The sequence below is a fragment of the Streptomyces pluripotens genome (assembly GCF_000802245.2).
Classification (GTDB): domain Bacteria; phylum Actinomycetota; class Actinomycetes; order Streptomycetales; family Streptomycetaceae; genus Streptomyces; species Streptomyces pluripotens.
The window spans coordinates 7,162,027-7,177,420 of sequence record NZ_CP021080.1; the positions used below are offsets into that span (position 1 = coordinate 7,162,027).

At 70.1% G+C, this 15,394-nt stretch carries 15 protein-coding genes and 2 pseudogenes; 7 read left to right on the top strand and 10 right to left on the bottom strand.

Translation table 11 applies throughout. The annotated features are described in order from the left end of the window. Positions 1-109: 109 nt before the first annotated feature. The 3 genes from LK06_RS31620 to LK06_RS31630 form a co-directional block, all read right to left on the bottom strand. A complete protein-coding gene (locus tag LK06_RS31620; RefSeq protein ID WP_043434712.1) occupies positions 110-1,363 on the bottom strand; it encodes a sugar ABC transporter permease in 1,254 nt (417 codons plus the stop codon). Further along, positions 1,360-2,184, bottom strand: coding sequence for an ATP-binding cassette domain-containing protein (locus tag LK06_RS31625; protein ID WP_174673963.1), 825 nt, complete (start codon positions 2,182-2,184; stop codon positions 1,360-1,362). The genes LK06_RS31620 and LK06_RS31625 overlap by 4 nt, the downstream gene beginning before the upstream one ends. 71 nt (positions 2,185-2,255) lie before the next feature. Continuing rightward, positions 2,256-3,323 (bottom strand): ABC transporter substrate-binding protein, encoded by a 1,068-nt coding sequence (locus LK06_RS31630; protein WP_043434715.1) that lies wholly within the window; start codon positions 3,321-3,323, stop codon positions 2,256-2,258. Positions 3,324-3,649: 326 nt separating this feature from the next. Between LK06_RS31630 and LK06_RS31635 the strand changes: the two genes are divergently transcribed. The 3 genes from LK06_RS31635 to LK06_RS31645 all read left to right on the top strand — a co-directional run bounded on the left by LK06_RS31635 (position 3,650) and on the right by LK06_RS31645 (position 6,393). Beyond that, a complete protein-coding gene (locus LK06_RS31635; protein WP_052269767.1) occupies positions 3,650-4,471 on the top strand; it encodes a DeoR/GlpR family DNA-binding transcription regulator in 822 nt (273 codons plus the stop codon). Between the two features lie 328 nt (positions 4,472-4,799). Next, positions 4,800-5,339 carry a hypothetical protein gene (locus LK06_RS31640; RefSeq protein ID WP_174673964.1) on the top strand — a complete coding sequence of 180 codons (540 nt, stop codon included), beginning with the start codon at positions 4,800-4,802 and terminating at the stop codon, positions 5,337-5,339. Between the two features lie 277 nt (positions 5,340-5,616). Then, entirely contained in the window at positions 5,617-6,393 is a 777-nt protein-coding gene (locus LK06_RS31645; protein WP_234367558.1) for a hypothetical protein, read from the top strand. Between the two features lie 250 nt (positions 6,394-6,643). Here LK06_RS31645 and LK06_RS31650 read toward each other — a convergent pair. Further along, positions 6,644-6,847, bottom strand: a pseudogene (locus LK06_RS31650) (NAD(P)-dependent oxidoreductase); the annotation flags it as partial. Between the two features lie 365 nt (positions 6,848-7,212). On the opposite strand from LK06_RS31650, the gene LK06_RS31655 reads away from it, so the two are divergent. The 3 genes and pseudogenes from LK06_RS31655 to LK06_RS31665 all read left to right on the top strand — a co-directional run. After that, the gene (locus tag LK06_RS31655) at positions 7,213-7,854 is read left to right on the top strand and encodes a hypothetical protein (protein ID WP_039649813.1); all 642 of its coding nucleotides are present in this window, start codon (positions 7,213-7,215) and stop codon (positions 7,852-7,854) included. Positions 7,855-7,930: 76 nt separating this feature from the next. Then, positions 7,931-8,266: a hypothetical protein gene (locus LK06_RS31660; protein ID WP_159025079.1), complete on the top strand. Its 336-nt coding sequence runs from the start codon at positions 7,931-7,933 to the stop codon at positions 8,264-8,266. 43 nt (positions 8,267-8,309) lie between these two features. Next, positions 8,310-8,675: pseudogene (locus LK06_RS31665) on the top strand (LysE family translocator); the annotation flags it as partial. Between the two features lie 56 nt (positions 8,676-8,731). On the opposite strand, the gene LK06_RS31670 reads toward LK06_RS31665, so the two are convergent. From LK06_RS31670 to LK06_RS31685, 4 genes are all read right to left on the bottom strand, one after another. Then, positions 8,732-9,445, bottom strand: coding sequence for a lytic polysaccharide monooxygenase (locus LK06_RS31670; protein ID WP_086083609.1), 714 nt, complete (start codon positions 9,443-9,445; stop codon positions 8,732-8,734). 615 nt (positions 9,446-10,060) lie between these two features. Beyond that, positions 10,061-10,558 (bottom strand): nitroreductase family deazaflavin-dependent oxidoreductase, encoded by a 498-nt coding sequence (locus tag LK06_RS31675; RefSeq protein ID WP_039649818.1) that lies wholly within the window; start codon positions 10,556-10,558, stop codon positions 10,061-10,063. Positions 10,559-10,655: 97 nt separating this feature from the next. Beyond that, the gene (locus LK06_RS31680) at positions 10,656-11,240 is read right to left on the bottom strand and encodes a TetR/AcrR family transcriptional regulator (protein ID WP_043409656.1); all 585 of its coding nucleotides are present in this window, start codon (positions 11,238-11,240) and stop codon (positions 10,656-10,658) included. Between the two features lie 242 nt (positions 11,241-11,482). Further along, positions 11,483-11,848 carry a nuclear transport factor 2 family protein gene (locus tag LK06_RS31685; protein WP_043409652.1) on the bottom strand — a complete coding sequence of 122 codons (366 nt, stop codon included), beginning with the start codon at positions 11,846-11,848 and terminating at the stop codon, positions 11,483-11,485. A gap of 578 nt (positions 11,849-12,426) precedes the next feature. On the opposite strand from LK06_RS31685, the gene LK06_RS31690 reads away from it, so the two are divergent. Then, positions 12,427-13,788, top strand: a complete 1,362-nt coding sequence (locus LK06_RS31690; protein WP_043434718.1) for a condensation domain-containing protein — start codon at positions 12,427-12,429, stop codon at positions 13,786-13,788. Positions 13,789-13,812: 24 nt separating this feature from the next. On the opposite strand, the gene LK06_RS31695 is transcribed toward LK06_RS31690, so the two are convergent. Together LK06_RS31695 and LK06_RS31700 are read right to left on the bottom strand one after the other, a co-directional pair. After that, on the bottom strand, positions 13,813-14,523 hold the full coding sequence (locus tag LK06_RS31695) for a 4'-phosphopantetheinyl transferase family protein (RefSeq protein WP_159025080.1): 711 nt from the start codon (positions 14,521-14,523) through the stop codon (positions 13,813-13,815). Then, on the bottom strand, positions 14,520-15,392 hold the full coding sequence (locus tag LK06_RS31700; RefSeq protein WP_052269769.1) for a hypothetical protein: 873 nt from the start codon (positions 15,390-15,392) through the stop codon (positions 14,520-14,522). The genes LK06_RS31695 and LK06_RS31700 overlap by 4 nt, the downstream gene beginning before the upstream one ends. Positions 15,393-15,394 lie beyond the last annotated feature (2 nt).

Here is a 15,394-nt window from a genome sequence, read left to right on the forward strand (position 1 = left end):
TTCGGCGGGTGGCGGTCCCCCCCGGCCGGACCGGTCCGCCTGGTTGAGGGACCGCAGTCGGGGGCGGTTCCCGGTGGCCGTGAGCGCGGCCGGCCGGGCCGTCGGTCCCTCAACCGCGTCCGTGTGAGACGCGCGACCTGCGGGCGACCGAGTCCAGCGCTACCGCGAGGAGCAGGACGGCCCCGGTGACAGCGAAGCGGTAGGCGGAGTTCAGGCTGAGCAGCGTCAGACCGCTGGAGATGGACTGGATGACCGTGATGCCGAGCAAGGCCGAGAAGGCTGTGCCCCGGCCGCCGAAGAGGCTCGCGCCGCCGATGACCGCCGCGGCGATGGCGTTCAGGTTCACGTCGCCCCCACCACTGCTCTGGTTCGCCGAGGCCAAGCGGGCGGCGGCGAGGACCCCGCCCAACGCCGCCAGCGTGGTGCAGCCGACCAGGGCAGCCGTGTACACCCGCCGGACGTTGATGCCGGCCCGGCGCGCCGCCTCGGCGTTGCCGCCGACGGCGTACAGGGCACGACCCCACTTGGTGCGGCTCAGGACGTAGTGCACGCTGACCACGAGGGCGACGAAGGCGACGTACATCCACCCGATGCCCCTGGCCCGGTTGAGATACCAGACTGCGAACTCCAGCAGTGCCAGCAGTGCACCCGACCGCAGGGCGATCAGCCGCAGCGGGTGGGCGGACAGGCCCTCCCGGGAACGCTCCCTGGCATGGGCGCGACCGCTGAGGAAGTGCCCGGTCGCCGCGCCCAGGGCGAGGAGGTAGGAGAGCCACGCGGGGGCGTAAGCGGTCTGCGCGAAGTGGACCAGGGTGGAGTCGAAGGGGATGTTGATGGAGCCGCGGTCACCCAGGACACCGAGCTGGATGCCGAGGAAACTGAGCAGCCCCGCCAGGGTGATCACGAAGGTGGGCACCCCGAGCCGGTTGAACACCTGGGCGTAGAACCAGCCGATCAGTGCCCCCGAGGTGAGGGCGGCGAGCACGGCCACGGGCCAGGGCCAGCCTTGGTTGACGAACAAGACAGCCATGCCGGCCGCGGCCAGACCGCTGACGGAGCCGACCGACAAGTCGATCTGGCCCACGAGTAGCACACAGACTATTCCGAGGGCCATGACGCCCACCGGAACGCTCTCCATGGCGAGGTTGCCCAGGTTGGCGCTGGAGAGGAAGGTCGGGTTGGACGTGTCGAGTACCGTCCAGATGATGATCAGTCCGGCGACCACGGGGAAGGCGACCAGGTCTCCGGAGCGGAGGCGGTCGACGAGTCCGCGGGCCGTCCCCCGGACGCCGCCGCGGACCTGCAGCCGTTCGTCGCGCAGGTCGACGGCGACGGGCCGGATGTCGGTGGTGGCGTTGTTCATGGGGTCACCTCTCCGGTGTGGGCCGGGGCCGTGGCGCGGGTCGCGGCCCGACGGGCCACCACGTTGTCGGTCGCTCCCGTGATGGCCGCGATGACGTCCTCCGCGGTCACGGAGGCCACGTCGAAGACGCCGTTGTTGCGGCCCAGGCGGAGGACGGCCACGCGGTCCGCGACCGCTTTCACATCAGCCATGTTGTGGCTGATCATGATCACGCCGAGGCCGCGCTCACGCAGGCGTTCGATCAGGTTGAGGACCTCAGCGGTCTGGGCGACGCCGAGGGCTGCGGTGGGCTCGTCGAGGATGACGACCCTGGGATCCCCCAGGAGCGACCGCGCAATGGCGATGGTCTGGCGCTGGCCTCCCGACAGGGACGCGACCGGGGTGTGCAGGCTGGGGATCTTCGCGGAGAGCTGGCCGAGGAGTTCCCAGGACCGGGTCTCCATCTCCACCTCGGCGAGGCGGTGGGGGCGCACCTCGCGGCCGAGGAACAGGTTCTGGATGACGTTGAGGTTCTCGCACAGTGCGAGGTCCTGGTAGACGGTGGCGATGCCCAGTTTCTGGGCGGCGCTCGGGCTGGGGAGGGTGACCGGGCGCCCCTGGAAGGAGATGGTGCCGCCGGCGTCCGGGACGTGGACGCCCGCGAGCACCTTGACCAGGGTGGACTTGCCGGCGCCGTTGTCCCCGACCAGGGCCACGATCTCGCCAGCGTGGACGTCGAGGTCGATGTCGGTGAGGGCGGCGACCGCGCCGAAGGTCTTGCTGATCCCGCGCAGGGACAGCGTGGGTGCCAGGGCGCCTGCGGCGGCTGCGGTTATGGGCATGGGCCTGCCTCGCATGGGTCTGGGCCTGCCAGACCGCCCCCGCCGGGCGGTCTGGCAGGACGGGAGGATGACTAGTGGATGCCGGCCTTGCGGCAGGCCTTGGCATAGGCAGGGGTACAGATCTGGGAGACCTTGAAGGGGCCGTTCTTGATCAGGACCTGGTCGAGGTTGTCCACGGTGACCACCGTCGGATCGAACAGCCGGGCTGGTGTGTCGAAGAGTGTCGTCTGCGCGGCAGGGGCCTTGCCCTGGGCGAACGCGTAGGCGATCTCGGCCGCTGCCTCCGCCACGGTCTTGATGGGCTTGGAGATGGTGTTGTACTGCTCTCCCGCGACGATGCGCTGCGCGGCGGCGAGCTCGGCGTCGTTGCCCGTGACGGGAGGCACAGTGTCGACGCCGGCGGCCTTGAAGGCGGCTATCGTGCCGCCGGCCGTGCCGTCGTTGGCCGCGACCACTCCCGCGATCTTGCTCCCGTACTGGGTGATTTTGCTGCTGACCCAGTTCTGCGCCTTGGTCGGGTCCCAGCCGGGGGCGTCGTACTCGTCGAGCAACGTGAGGCCACTCGGGTCGACGGCCTTGTGAATGCCCTTCTTGATCAGGCCTGCCGCGGCGTCGGTGGGGGAGCCGTTCACCTCAAGCAGCCCGCCCTTGGCGCCCTTCTGCTTCAGGTGCTCCACGAGGGACTGGGCGATCATCTGGCCGATCTTCTCGTTGTCGAACGAGACGTAGTAGTCGGCCTTGCCGCCCGGTATGGGACGGTCATAGGCGATCACGGGCACGTTCTGTGCCTTGGCGTTGCCGACGATGGTCGCCGCGGCCGCTGAGTCGACCGGATCGATCACCAGCGCCTTGACGCCCTGCGCGAGCGCGGAGTCGGCCTGTCTCTGCTGCGTCGCCGGGTCGGCCTTCGCGTTGGCGTACACCACTTCGCAGGTGGCACAGAGTGAGGTGAGCTTCGCCTCGAACAGCGGCTTGTCGAACAGTTCGTATCGGGTGGAGGCGATGTCCGGCATCAGGAAGGCGATCTTCGTCTTCTCCTTGCCGGAGTTCGACGTGCCGCCGCTACACGCGGTCAGGGTGGCGAGGGCGGCGACCGCCGTCGCGCAGGTGGCTGCCTTCAGTGCACGGTGCTTGAACATCGGGTTCTCCTTCGCCGCCGCCGGAGCGGCTGGGGCGTGGCCGGGGCGCGGCACATGGCGTGCGGGCCGTGGGGAGCGGTGTCTGCGGCTCCGGCCGGATGGATGACGAGCCCGCGTGGCCAGACCGGTTCCCGCCGCCTTTGTGAAGCGGGGGATGGTTGTCCGGGGAGGTCCGATGTTCGGCGGCACCACCCAGCGGGTTGTGTGAAATCTAACTCCCTGTGTGTTAAATCTGACAAGGCTTGCGAGGTTCTCTGTTATGTCTTCGCAATGCACGTCTCTGCAACCCGTCCCCGGCCAGCGGTCCGACAGGTACCTTGAGGTGCATGGATGACAAGCGATCCGTTGCGGCGGACGACACCGAACGGCCTGGTCTCGGCCTCAGCGAGCGACGCAACGTGATACGTCGTGAGGTGCTTCGCAAGGGCTTCACACGCATCGACGACCTCGCGCGTGCCCTCCAGGTCAGTGTCATGACGGTGCACCGGGACCTCGACGCCCTGGCAGAGGAGGGGTGGCTCACCAAGGTCCGGGGCGGCGCGACGGCCTCCCCCTCCGCTCTGCTGGAGGCAGGTGTGCGCGAGCGCACGGCGGCGCTCAACGCGGAGAAGGAAGCCATTGCCGCCGTTGCCGCCGAGTCCCTCCACCGGGGACAGACCGTCTTCGTCGACGAGAGCACCACGGCCCTCGCGCTCCACCCTCACCTGGCCGCAGCCGCTCCGCTCACGGTGGTGACCAACTTCTTCCCCCTCGTGCGAGTCCTCGGGGCCGCCAAGGGAATCGAAGTGATCACGCTCGGCGGCCGCTATTTCCCGCTCCAGGAGGCATGCCTCGGGTACCAGACCGCCCAGGCCATCCGGAACCTGCGGGCCGACTTGTTGTTCATGTCCACCACTGCGGTCAGTGCCGGTGCCTGCTACCACCGGTCCGAGGCGACCATCGAGGTCAAGCGGACCTTCATGCAGTGCGCCGAGCGCTCGGTACTGCTGGTCGATCACGCCAAGTTCGGCCGGCGCGCCCCCTACCTGCTCGCTCCCCTAGACGCGTTCGACCAGATCGTCACTGACTCCGGTTTGGACGGCGAGGAGGTCGCGACGCTGCGGGATGCAGGTACTGACGTGCGGATCGCTCCCGTGCCCCGCGGGTAGCCGCAGGCTCGGGTCCCGGCGAGCGGTGTGGCCCTCGAACGGGCCGGGCGAGCGGTGCGCCTGCCCGGAGAGCGACGACGCCGATGACGCAACCGGCTGCGCCGTCGGCCACGGAGCCGGCGGGGCTGGTGCCAGGGTGGGATCAGCCGTTGCCTGCTTCCCGTGCCGCGCACGTCAGCGGGATCCGGTTGCCGTACATAACCCCACGACCAACTCGCCTTGTTCGCAGTGGAGCTGGTGCCCGCGACCTGCCGTCGGGGCCCGAGCCGTATGCCGTGGGCCGCGGGTACGCTGTGCTCCCTGACAGTCGTGCCGAGAGGTGACGCCGATGCAGCAGTTTCGCTCCATAGCCGTGGCGTTCATAGCCGTGGCTGCCACCTCGCTTTCGCTGGCGGGCTGTTCCTCGGACGACGGCTCCGGGAAGAAGACTGCGGACACTCCCACAGCGGGTACCGCGGTACGGGTCACGGCTGACGCGACGGCGGCGGAGCCGTCGGATGCGGGAAGGGGCAGTGCCCATCTCACCTACAGCGGTGGCGACAGCGGGGAGTTCACCATCAAGAGCGTGGGCTGCACTGTGGTGGAAGGAAAGCTCACTGCCATCACCGCTCCGGACGTCAACGACGCGAAGGCCTCCACTCCCCCGGCATTCACTGCCGGCATCACCAGCGACGGTGCGATGGCCACGCTGGTCACCCCGGGAAAGAAGACGTACGTCCATATTGCCGCGTCCGGGATCACCAGCCGGAAGACCGGTGGCACCTGGGTCGCCACCGTGGCGGGAATGAAGCTGGGGCCGACGGATGGGGCAGGCGACTCGATCACTGTGGACGGCACCATCACCTGCGGGAAAGTGGCCGGCTCCTAGGCCGGTCCACCGTCCGTGCGGTGGGGAGCGGGGCTGTGCGTCGCTGAGGTACTGCGCGCAGGTTGCCCGAGCTGGGCCACAACGCCCAGTGGGGAGTAACCGCCTTCCCCGATCAGGATGCCCATCCGGCCGTAGCGCTCGCGGTCTGCGGTGGTCGCCAGTCCCGGCGCTACTGGGCCCTCGCGTAGACGAGTTCTGATCGTTTCGGAATGGTTGGCGGGTCAGGTATCGAGCTGCGGCGTCCAACATATGGGTCCGGCGGGCCGACCTCACACGGTTGTGGACTCGGTACGACAAGGGCCTGCAGTCCTGGGGCGATGAGCCATGGATCGCGCAGAACACCGCTGCCCTACTCGCGCTGCTCGATGGAGCCGGAATGGCGGCTCCGCCCGGCCTGATGGAGGAACTGACCCGGATCGGGACAGCAGGCGGGGAGCAGGACCCGGCCCTCACCGCGGGTGGCACCTGCCCCGACAACAACCTGCTCACCTCGGAGGGACTGCGGCTGATCGACGTCGAGGCAGCCTGCTATCAGTCGGTGTTCCTGACGGCCGCCTACTGCCGGATGCCGTTCTCGAGCTGTTGGTGTGTTTTCACTCTGCCAGCCGAGACGGCCGCGGAGATCGAGCATGCATATCGCGCGGAGGTCGCAGCGGTGTACCCGGCGCTGGCCGAGGATGAGGTGTGGCAGGCCGGAGTGCGGCAGGCCACAGCGGTCTGGACGGTGGACGCGACGGCGCGTCTGCTGCCACGCTCCGTGGTGGATAAGCCGCTTCATCGGACTCGACGCCCGGTCCCGACGAGGCGCCAGGTGTTGCGGCACCGCTGGGAGTTGGCGAGCATGCTGGAGGAGTTCCCTGCCCTCGCGGAGACCATGCGGTTGCTGCTGCGTCAGGTCGCCGGAGACTGGGAGGCGGCCCCGCTGCCGGCGTATCCCGCTTTCGGGAACCAGGGGGCGATCCGATCGTCTCAGGCGTCGATCAGCATACCGACACAGACGAACGGTACGTCGGGGGAGGATCTGCGGAGTGTTCGCCGTTTTTGTTCCCGGTGACCTGGGCCTTCGGCGTTCTCGACGTAGCGGCTGTCCCGGTACCGACTCTGTACGGGGGGCACGAACGCGCAGCACCAGCAGGTAGCGCACGTCGTTGGAGCGGTTCTCTCACTCGCTTCGGTCGGCGGCCGGTTCAGGGGAACGTGATCGTCATTGGCGGGCGAACGCTGGTTCCACCTGGATCCACGCCAGACTCATGGCCTCCGGCGACTACACCGGCGAGGGCAACGGGGACGTGATCGTCGTCTGGGCGGACGGTGGGGGCCTTTGCTGCGCGCTCTTCGGTGAGGTTCTGGCTCCACGCGATGACGTCCATGCCGAATGCGAGTCCGACCCGGGCCACCAGGCTGCCGGTCTTGCCCAGGCCGAGCAGTCCGAGCGTGCGGCCGTGCAGGTCGGATCCGACGGTGGACGGCCAGGGGCCGCCGTGGCGCAGGGCGTTGTTCTCCCGGACGGCCACATCGGCAGACAGTACGTCCTCGGCTCATCGGGCGGCGTTCTCCGCGGGGCGCGCCCCCTCCGTGGAGGTGGCGCGCCGACCCCCTGTGGATGAGGCGGGACCCCGCGGGCGAACGGAGCCCGGCTGGCAATCGCGTCACATCCCTGTACACCACAACCAGGTTGTGCTGACATGTCCATGCAATATGAATCTGCGCCTCCGGCTCCGTACCGGAGTTCACCACCCGGCTGGGACGGACTTCCACCGGACGCTCCACGGACCCCGGACGAACTGCCGTGCACAGCCGCGGCGGCCCGGCCGGTTAGGCGTGATCCACGGACGATTCCGCACCGCTCCGCGAACCTCCGAGGAGGATGGACATGAGAACCTCATCCGTGTTGGTACGTCCGCTCGTGGCCGCGGCCGGCTGCCTGGCGTTCGCCGGGCTCACGGTGACGCCCGCGTCGGCCGCCGACACCCCCGTTGCCTTCGACTGCCAGGCGAAGCCGCCGATCGTCTCGGCGCAGACCTTCGATCTCAGCGCCGGGGTCGACGCCACCGCACCCAGCACCGTCCTGTCCGGCAGTGCCTTCAACATCACCCTCGCCCCCGCGCCAATCACCGTGCCCGGCTCGGTAAACGGCTACACGGTCAAGTCGATCAAGGACATCAAGCTTCGGGCCGTAGTTCCGGCCAACGCCGCCCTGACCGGTGAGAGCCTCTCCGGAGGCTCCGGGACCGGCTCCGGTACCCCGAGCGTCGCCGTCAGCGGTGGCGACATCGTCATGACCGTACCCGGACCGATCAGCGGTGGCAGCACGTTCACGCTCCCCACCCTGACGCTGGACCTGGTCGCCGGCGCGTCCGGTGGCACGGTCGACACCCAACTCGCGGGTACCGCGTACGACAACCCCGGTCTCACCTTCACGGCCCGGGTGCCGATCCTCTTCTTCACCGCGGACGTGCCGACGTCGTGTTACTCCTCGCCCAACCCCGTCCTCAGCTCCACGGCCGTCAGCTGACGCAGATCCGCCCGGCGGCGCGAAGACGGGCCACGAGCCAGCGATCCCCGACTCGGGTCGCCGTTACGCCCGGGCCGTGTGCGCGCAGTTGCGGAGCAAGCTCGCGGATCTCCACCCCGCGTACACGACGGCACCGGAGCCGACAGCCGCTCCGGTGCCGGCAGCGCTCAGAACCAACAATGCCGGCCGGGACCTGGAGACCATCAAGGCGCTGGAAGGCACGCTGCCGACGTACGAGGAGGTCACCGAACTGCGCCGGATGCTCGGCCCGCCCGACTGCTTCCTGCGGCGTCGTCCCTCCGCCATCCTCACGATCAGACCGCACGGCCGGGCCACGCCGTGCGAAACCCTCGTCGTGACCTTTATGGCCCAGCCAAGCCGGAGCTCTTTGGACCTGGCCTCCGGACCATGACGGCATAAGGGTGGGAAGATCTTCAACCTGACGGAGGGTTCTGTTGAGTCTCACCTTCTTACTGACGGCTCTGATCGTGGTGATCACCCCCGGCACCGGGGTGGTGTACACCCTCGCCACCGGGTTGTCCCACGGCCGCCGGGCGAGCATGGTGGCCGCGCTCGGCTGCACCCTCGGCATTGTGCCCCATCTGGTGGCGACGATGACCGGTCTCGCCGCGTTGCTGCACGCCAGCGTCGTCGCCTACGAGGCGCTGAAGTACCTCGGCGTCGGTTATCTCCTGTTCATGGCGGGGGCGACGCTGCGCGACGAAGGCGCGTTGACCGTCGGGGCGGAGGACGAGCCGCGGTCGGCGGTCCGTGTGATCACCACCGGGGTGTTGACCAACCTGCTCAACCCGAAACTCACCCCCGCTGGGCCGACAAGGTCCTCCGCGGCCCCGCCACAGGACCGGCTGGACAGTTCCTAGCAGGCTCCGAGGTCCTCCCATACGCCCCACTCGCCGGTGGTGCCGGGCTCTTCGCCGGTGGTCCACCACTTGGCGCGCCAGTTGTGATCCTCGTAGGACACCGTGTCACCGCCGGTGTAGGTGCTCTCGGGGTCCCAGAGGGGCGTGGTGCAGGAGCCGGGGGTGTTGCCGCCGCCTCCGCCATCACCGGTGCCTCCGATGTTGACGTCGATGCAGGAGTAGAAGGCATTGGCAGTGTCCGCGATGTTCCAGACGGCCAGGACCTTCTGCCGGCCGGTGAAGCCGCCGAAGTTCACCTGTTGGCTGACCTCGGCGGGTGGCTGCGCGCCGTGGCCGTCGAACTCGGCGATCTTCTTGTCGCCGATGAAGTACTGCCAGTTGGCGGTGGCGTGCCGTGCCGTGAAGTGCCAGGTGAACGTCTGTGTACTGTTCACCGGTGCGACGTGCCAGCCCTTGCTGTCGTCGTCGAGTTCGGCGAATTGCGCGTTGCCGCCGCTGCAACTGTGCAGCCCTTTCGGGCCTTCGACGCTCTGCGGCTCGTATTTGATCTCGCCGCAGTTGACGACGCCAGTGGCGCACTGGTCCTGCCGGCTCGCGGGTGAGGTCACCCAGCCGTGAGCGTAGGCCGTTCCCGCAGGGAGGCTGATGGCGACCAGTGGAGCGACCAGTACTCCGATCGCGGCAGCCACCCGTCTTGATTGCATGGCCATGACACTCCAATTCTTCGACGTGTCCAAGTCTGCGCCCGCGGGGCCCGGCACTTCGGGCCGCGCGCGGCGTGTGCGCCCAGACCTTGGTCGACACTGTGGATCACCGATGGGGGTGGAAGCAGGTCTGGACCAAAAGGGAGCTTGGTCTAGACCATACTCGCGGACTGGGTCCGGTCAAGAGGTTGAGCAACGGAACTACCAAAGAAACAACCCCAGTTGGGTCATGCGCGGCATGTTCTTGCCGCGACAGGCGACGCGTCGTGCAAGAGCCGGCTCAGCGCCGGCCCGGTTTCGGGCGCCCCGCGCCGTCCGCTGTCGTATGAGAGTGCGGTGACCGTCCTGCGTCGGGGCTTGGTCGGGGAGTCGCGCGGTATGGGGGCGGCCGTTACTCCCGCGACCCGAGCCCTCCGACCAGCGCCACGGGGCCCGTTCGCCCTGGGGTGCGGGGGTGCGCTGGACTACCGACTGCCCAGCAGGACTGCTGAGGCCGCCCGAAGTTGCGCGTCCCGACACTGCGCACGCCCGAGGCCGGTGGCCGCTGGGCCTGACCGGGCGGCAGGTCGGTCCGTGTATCGAAGCCCCGCGCGGTGGCACCAGCCTCTCAGGGCAGTACGCCTAGGACGCGGCTGAGGGGCGCAAGGCGATCAGCGGCACACCCTTGCGTCGGTCCGCACCCAACGCCTCGAAGTCGGCCGGAGTGCGCGGGTCGTGGCCGACGGAGCGCATGAGGCGCTCGGCCAACTTCGGATGTGTACGGGCGTAGTCGGCCAGGGCCCGTCCGGACTCCTCTGGCGGCAGTGGTACGGCGGTACCCCGGTACTTGCGGCGCCCCACTTGGTACTCCACCTTGGGTGTGGCGAGGATGTTGCGCAGCCACTGCGAGCGCTCCCCGTAGCCCGAGGCGATCAGGTACGTGCCCGGTTCGGGAAGGCGGGCGACCACCTCCAGGACCACCTGCCGCGGCTGGCCGGACTTGCGGCCCGTGTGGGTGAGCAACACCATGCGCTGCCCCATCAGCCCTCCCAGGCCCAGGTGGTAGAGCTTGATCGGTGCACGCAGAACGGCGCGCCGCGCCCCCTTCGAGGGCGGTCCGCCTTTGAGTGGGTTGAACATGATCCGGTTCCCCTCTCGGTCTCTTTCTTCGTACGGGCGACTCTCCTCCGCGGGCCTTCTTCCGCGTGTCTCCGCGGCCCGCGGAGGTGAGTGGTTGTCAGCGTGTCCGTGGCACCAGCAGGGTGACGATCGGTTCGGCGAGGGTGGCCAGGTCGACGGAGGGGTCGAAGAGCCACTGCAGGACGCAGCCCTCGATGGCTCCGACGAGTACGGTGGCGTGCTCGTACGGCGCGACGGACGGTTCGGTGCCGTCCTCGTCCCGTGCGTCCAGCAGCGCGGCGACGGCCGCCCGGTAGTCCTGGTAGAAGGCGGCCATGTCGACCCACGCGGGTTTTCGCGCCCCCGCTGACCAGACGTCCAGCAGGACGCGGGCGAGGTCCCGTTCCCGGGTCAGCAGCGCCAGGACCGAACGCACCAGGAAAGCCAGCCGCTCCGAGGTGTCCCCGGGGTGGCGGCCGACCTCGGCGATCAGCTCCTCGGAACGGGTCGACATGCCGTCGAACGCGGCGCGTAGCAGGTCCTCGCGGCTGCTGAAGTACAGGTAGACGCTGCCCTTGGCCATGCCGGCCTCGCGGGCGATGTCCTCGATCCGGCTGTCGGCGTAGCCGTGTCGGGCGAAGACCCGCACTGCCGCGGCGAGGATCTCCCCCCGACGTGCCTCACGGTCCACCTGCCTGGGCATCGCGCACCTCCGATAATGACTGACTGGTCAGTCATTATTGCACGCTCGCCGTTGAGGAGGTGGACCGCGGGCCCGACTTCCCGCGCCGCGACGCCAGCACCGACGCTCCGGAGTCGACTACGAACACGACCACCGGGCCGATTCCGCCCTGGAGCCGGCCGTTTGGAAGATCTTCATGCATCGAGAGGGGTGCCTGGATCAGTGCGACCGGAACTGATTCCCACCGCCTCGCCAGCATCCGCTCAGCTGGTCAAAGTGCCCTGGTGGAAGTACATCCGCCACCCCGTCTCCGTCAGACGCCACACAGAACTCCGCCATGTCCGACGGGCCTGGTGGACGGCGAAGTACGTCAGGTGAACGACGTCCGGAGCGAGGGCGACTCCAGACATCTCGCTGACCCTGACCGGAGACTCCGGGGACACCGAGGCGCCGCTCGTCACCGTGAGGATCGACGCCACGTCCCAGCGGCGTCCAGAAGCCCCGATCTCGGTGAACTCCGGATCCAGAAGCTCCAGGACGCGGGCCGGAGAGGCACGCACCTCGGGGTCGAGGAGGCGCATCTCCCCATCGATGGCCGCTTGCACGGCTTGCTCACTCTCATCCGCCATGCGGAAACCCTACGGACGCCCCGTCACCAGGCACAGCGAATTGTTCACCCGACACGGCGAGGCCACGGCGGCGTCGCTGCTGCCTCATTCGTGCGTCGGCGAAGACCTGAGCGAGCCGATCACGCACCCGCACCGCCGGGCTTCCCTGCGGGAACGCCCCCGGCCGCCGCGGGGGGCAGCGCCGGAACCTCCGACAACTCCTTCCGTCGTATCCACACCCGCATTACCCCCACGGCCGCACGACGTCCGGAGCCACTGCGGTCAGGCCGTCCCGCTCTCGTGCGGCCAGGCTGTCCCGCTCCCTCGCCGAGCCCGGGCAAGGGGCGCGCGGCCGTCTGCTCTCGGCCCGCCGCACCGCGGAGACCGTCCACGCGCAGCCGAAGCGACGGGCGGGCACGGACAAGGCCACAGACAGGGGTAGGCGCCGTGGAGAGCCGCGTGAGGACGGCGCGGCCGAGCGTGCGTTCCCTGCCGCCTGGGGTGCCGGAAGTGCCAGCTGTTCCGCAAAGGTCTAGACCGCTAAGGGGAGGGAGGGGAAGATGAGGCGCACGGATGGCGCCGCGGGTGAGGAGTGACGGATGAACGAGCCGGAGCGAGTGCAACTCGCCATCACCGCCGAGCGTTCCGGCACCGCACCAGCCACGTGGGGGCAGCAGGCGATCTGGGACGCCGTCGCAGCGCTCGGTGCCGAGGCAGCCCGGTACAACGTGTCCGTGGGGTTCGCCGTGGAACCGGCCCGCCCCCGCTCTGCGGTGCTCGCCGCGCTCACCGAAGCCGTCCGGCACCACGAGGCGCTGCGCACCCGCCTGCGGGTTGGCCAGGACGAAGAGCTGGAGCAACTGCTCGACGCCGTCGGGACGGTCCCCGTCACGGTGTGCCGCTCCGCGACCGACGCCACCGGCCAGTGGGGGGAGCGGCTGCTCGCCGAACTCGCCGCCCAACGGTTCGACACCGCTGCCGCCTGGCCGATCCGGATCGGCCTCGTCGAGTCGGCCGGACTGGTGCGGCACCTGGTCATGGTGCTCTCCCACACCGCGGCCGACGGCGGTGGGCTGCGCCGCCTGGCGCGCGACGTGGCCGCTCTCCTGGACGGCGCCGCACCCGGAAGGCTCTGGGAGGCCTTCCCCGCCGTCCAGCCACTGGACGAGGCGGCCCGGCAGAAGTCCTCGCGAGGCCGCCGGCAGGACGCCGCCGCACGCCGGTACTGGCTCGCCAAGCTGCGTGACGGACCCCGCCGGATCTTCCCGGAGCGAGCGGCGCGCGACCCGGACGCACGCTATCTGCACCTCGTCCTGCACTCCCTGGCGCTCCTGCGGGCCGTCGACCACGTCGCCCGGACCCGCCGCGTCAGCATCCAGACGGTGGTGCTGGCCGCCGTCGCCCGGCAGATCAGTCTGATCGGGGGCTCCCCCGAGGTGCTGCTCCAGGTCGTGGTCAACAACCGGTTCCAGCCCGGGATGGCGCAGACCGTCACCACACTGGCCCAGGAGGCCCTCTTCCACGTCCCCCAGGCGGGCCTCGGCTTCGCTGACCTGGTGGGCCGGGTGCAGGCCGGGGCACTGGCCAGCTACCGTTGCGCGAGCTACGACAAGCGGCGCCTGGACCGCGACATCGAGGGCCTGCGAGCCGTGCTGCCGGACCTCGCGGACCACTCGTGCTTCGTCAACGACACTCGGGAGCCGGAATTGTTCCGCCCACCGGCGCCCGACCGGGTGCCGCCGCTGTCCGAGGCGCGAGAGGCCACGGTGTTGCGCTGGGGCGATGAGGTGCCGCCCCGCCCGCACCAGACGCTCGCCCTGGACGTGGTGGATGCGCCCGGCGCCATTGAGCTGGTGGTGGTCGCGGACGCGTCGCGGGTACCCCGCAGCCACATGGAGCGGCTGCTGTGCGGGGTGGAGGGGTGCATTGTCGAGGACGCCCTCGCTTCGGGCGGTGTCTGAGCGGGCTCACCCGGCCGCAACAAACTAAATGGCGTCGGGGGCCCAGAGCCGGGGGAGGGGCTGCGGGGGCACCGGGCCGGTGAGCGCCACGGCGGCGCGGTAGTCGGTGCCGTCTGCCGGACAGGCCGCGATCCAGCATTCTCCGAGCGGCCCCCGCATCAGGCCCGCTGACCCCGGCGGCGGAGCGCAGGTGCGCAGCCCCTGGGTCAGCCGGCTGCCGAAGGCCTTCACATACGCCTCCTTGCAGGCCCACATCCAGGTGTACGCCGCGCCGGCTGCACCCGCCCGGCCCTGAGCCCGCCGAATCTGCTCCGCCTCCGCTTCGGGGTAGTAGCGGCGGGACAGGCGCAGCGCGGCGGCCTCGGGCGCGGTGCGCTGCACGTCCACTCCGACGTCCGTTCCCGACGGGCCGGTGTCCGGGTTCAGCACGGCCAGCAGGGCCCAGCCGTCCCCGGTGCTGAGATTCCACCGGAGCCGGGCCCCGGCCCCGGTCAGCCGGGGTTTGCCGTTCGGCCCGAGCGTGCGTCGCAGGGTGTGCGCCGGACGCCCGAGCCGGGCGGCGAGGATCTGCCGGGTGGCGGCGTGGGCGACGGCGTACCGGGGGTCGCCCCGGGCACGCCGGGCCTCGTGCGGGTCGAGGACGGCGCGCAGCCGGTCCACGGTGCGCGGTGGCTGCCGCAGCGGGATCGACCACACCTCGATGTCGCGAGCCGTCGGCACGGGCGGTGCGGTCACCGGGGGGCCACCCACAGCATGTCCAGGTGTCCGAGCAGCGGGTCGTAGTCCACAGCGAGCAGCGTGCGCCGTTCGGCGCGCAGCCGTGGCAGCGTCTGGACCAGAGCGCTCCACAGCCCGGTGTAGGGGCTCCGGCGCCGGGCACGCAGCACCTCGGCGTCCGGCGGGCCGACGGCATCCTCGAGTCCGGCGCCGAACAGCAGCAGTGGTGCCGGACTGCTGGTCGGGGCGCGGCGCCAGGCCGCGGTGGCCTGGCCGGCGGCCTCCTCGGGGGTGCCGGCCGTGGTGGCTCCGGCCGGGGCCAGCGCGAGGCCGCTGCCGCGTTCGCACAGCAGCCCGACGGCGGTGTGCCGGTCCGGAACGGGGGTTCCGGCGGGTGGTCGGTAGTGCAGGGCCGCCTGCTCCATGACCAACACCAGGGCCCGGGAGAACCCGCCGCTCACCAGATAGGTCGGCACCAGCCGCAGGGCGCTGAACGCCCCGGCGGTGCCCTGCTCGCACAGCGCGAAGGCGAACGGCCGTCCCGGGCAGTGGGCGCTCAGGTGGACGGAGGTGGCCCGGCCGGGCTGGACGTCCGGTGCCGCGAAGACCTGGATCAGCAGGTCCACCGGGCGGTCTGCCGGAACCAGCGCGTCGATGGCGGCCTCGCCCATCTCAGCGAAGGACTGACCGCGTCCGGCGGCGAAGGCGTCCTCGTCCAGCGGCAGACCGTGGGCGCGGACCAGATCGCCGGTGAACACCCGCAGATCGGGGTCGAAGGCGGTGGGTGAGTCGCCGGCGATGTCTAGGCTCACCGCGTCGACCAGGCGAGCCGGACCGATCGCCTCCGGCGCGTCCGGCGCGTCGGCCGCAGGGGTGACGGCGCGCACGT

Coding starts and splice junctions, on each gene's coding strand:
- LK06_RS31620 (WP_043434712.1), bottom strand. CDS start 1,363: ATGAACAACGCCACCACCGACATCCGGCCCGTCGCCGTCGACCTGCGC.
- LK06_RS31625 (WP_174673963.1), bottom strand. CDS start 2,184: ATGCCCATAACCGCAGCCGCCGCAGGCGCCCTGGCACCCACGCTGTCC.
- LK06_RS31630 (WP_043434715.1), bottom strand. CDS start 3,323: ATGTTCAAGCACCGTGCACTGAAGGCAGCCACCTGCGCGACGGCGGTC.
- LK06_RS31635 (WP_052269767.1), top strand. CDS start 3,650: ATGGATGACAAGCGATCCGTTGCGGCGGACGACACCGAACGGCCTGGT.
- LK06_RS31640 (WP_174673964.1), top strand. CDS start 4,800: ATGCAGCAGTTTCGCTCCATAGCCGTGGCGTTCATAGCCGTGGCTGCC.
- LK06_RS31655 (WP_039649813.1), top strand. CDS start 7,213: ATGAGAACCTCATCCGTGTTGGTACGTCCGCTCGTGGCCGCGGCCGGC.
- LK06_RS31670 (WP_086083609.1), bottom strand. CDS start 9,445: ATGGCCATGCAATCAAGACGGGTGGCTGCCGCGATCGGAGTACTGGTC.
- LK06_RS31675 (WP_039649818.1), bottom strand. CDS start 10,558: ATGTTCAACCCACTCAAAGGCGGACCGCCCTCGAAGGGGGCGCGGCGC.
- LK06_RS31680 (WP_043409656.1), bottom strand. CDS start 11,240: ATGCCCAGGCAGGTGGACCGTGAGGCACGTCGGGGGGAGATCCTCGCC.
- LK06_RS31685 (WP_043409652.1), bottom strand. CDS start 11,848: ATGGCGGATGAGAGTGAGCAAGCCGTGCAAGCGGCCATCGATGGGGAG.
- LK06_RS31690 (WP_043434718.1), top strand. CDS start 12,427: ATGAACGAGCCGGAGCGAGTGCAACTCGCCATCACCGCCGAGCGTTCC.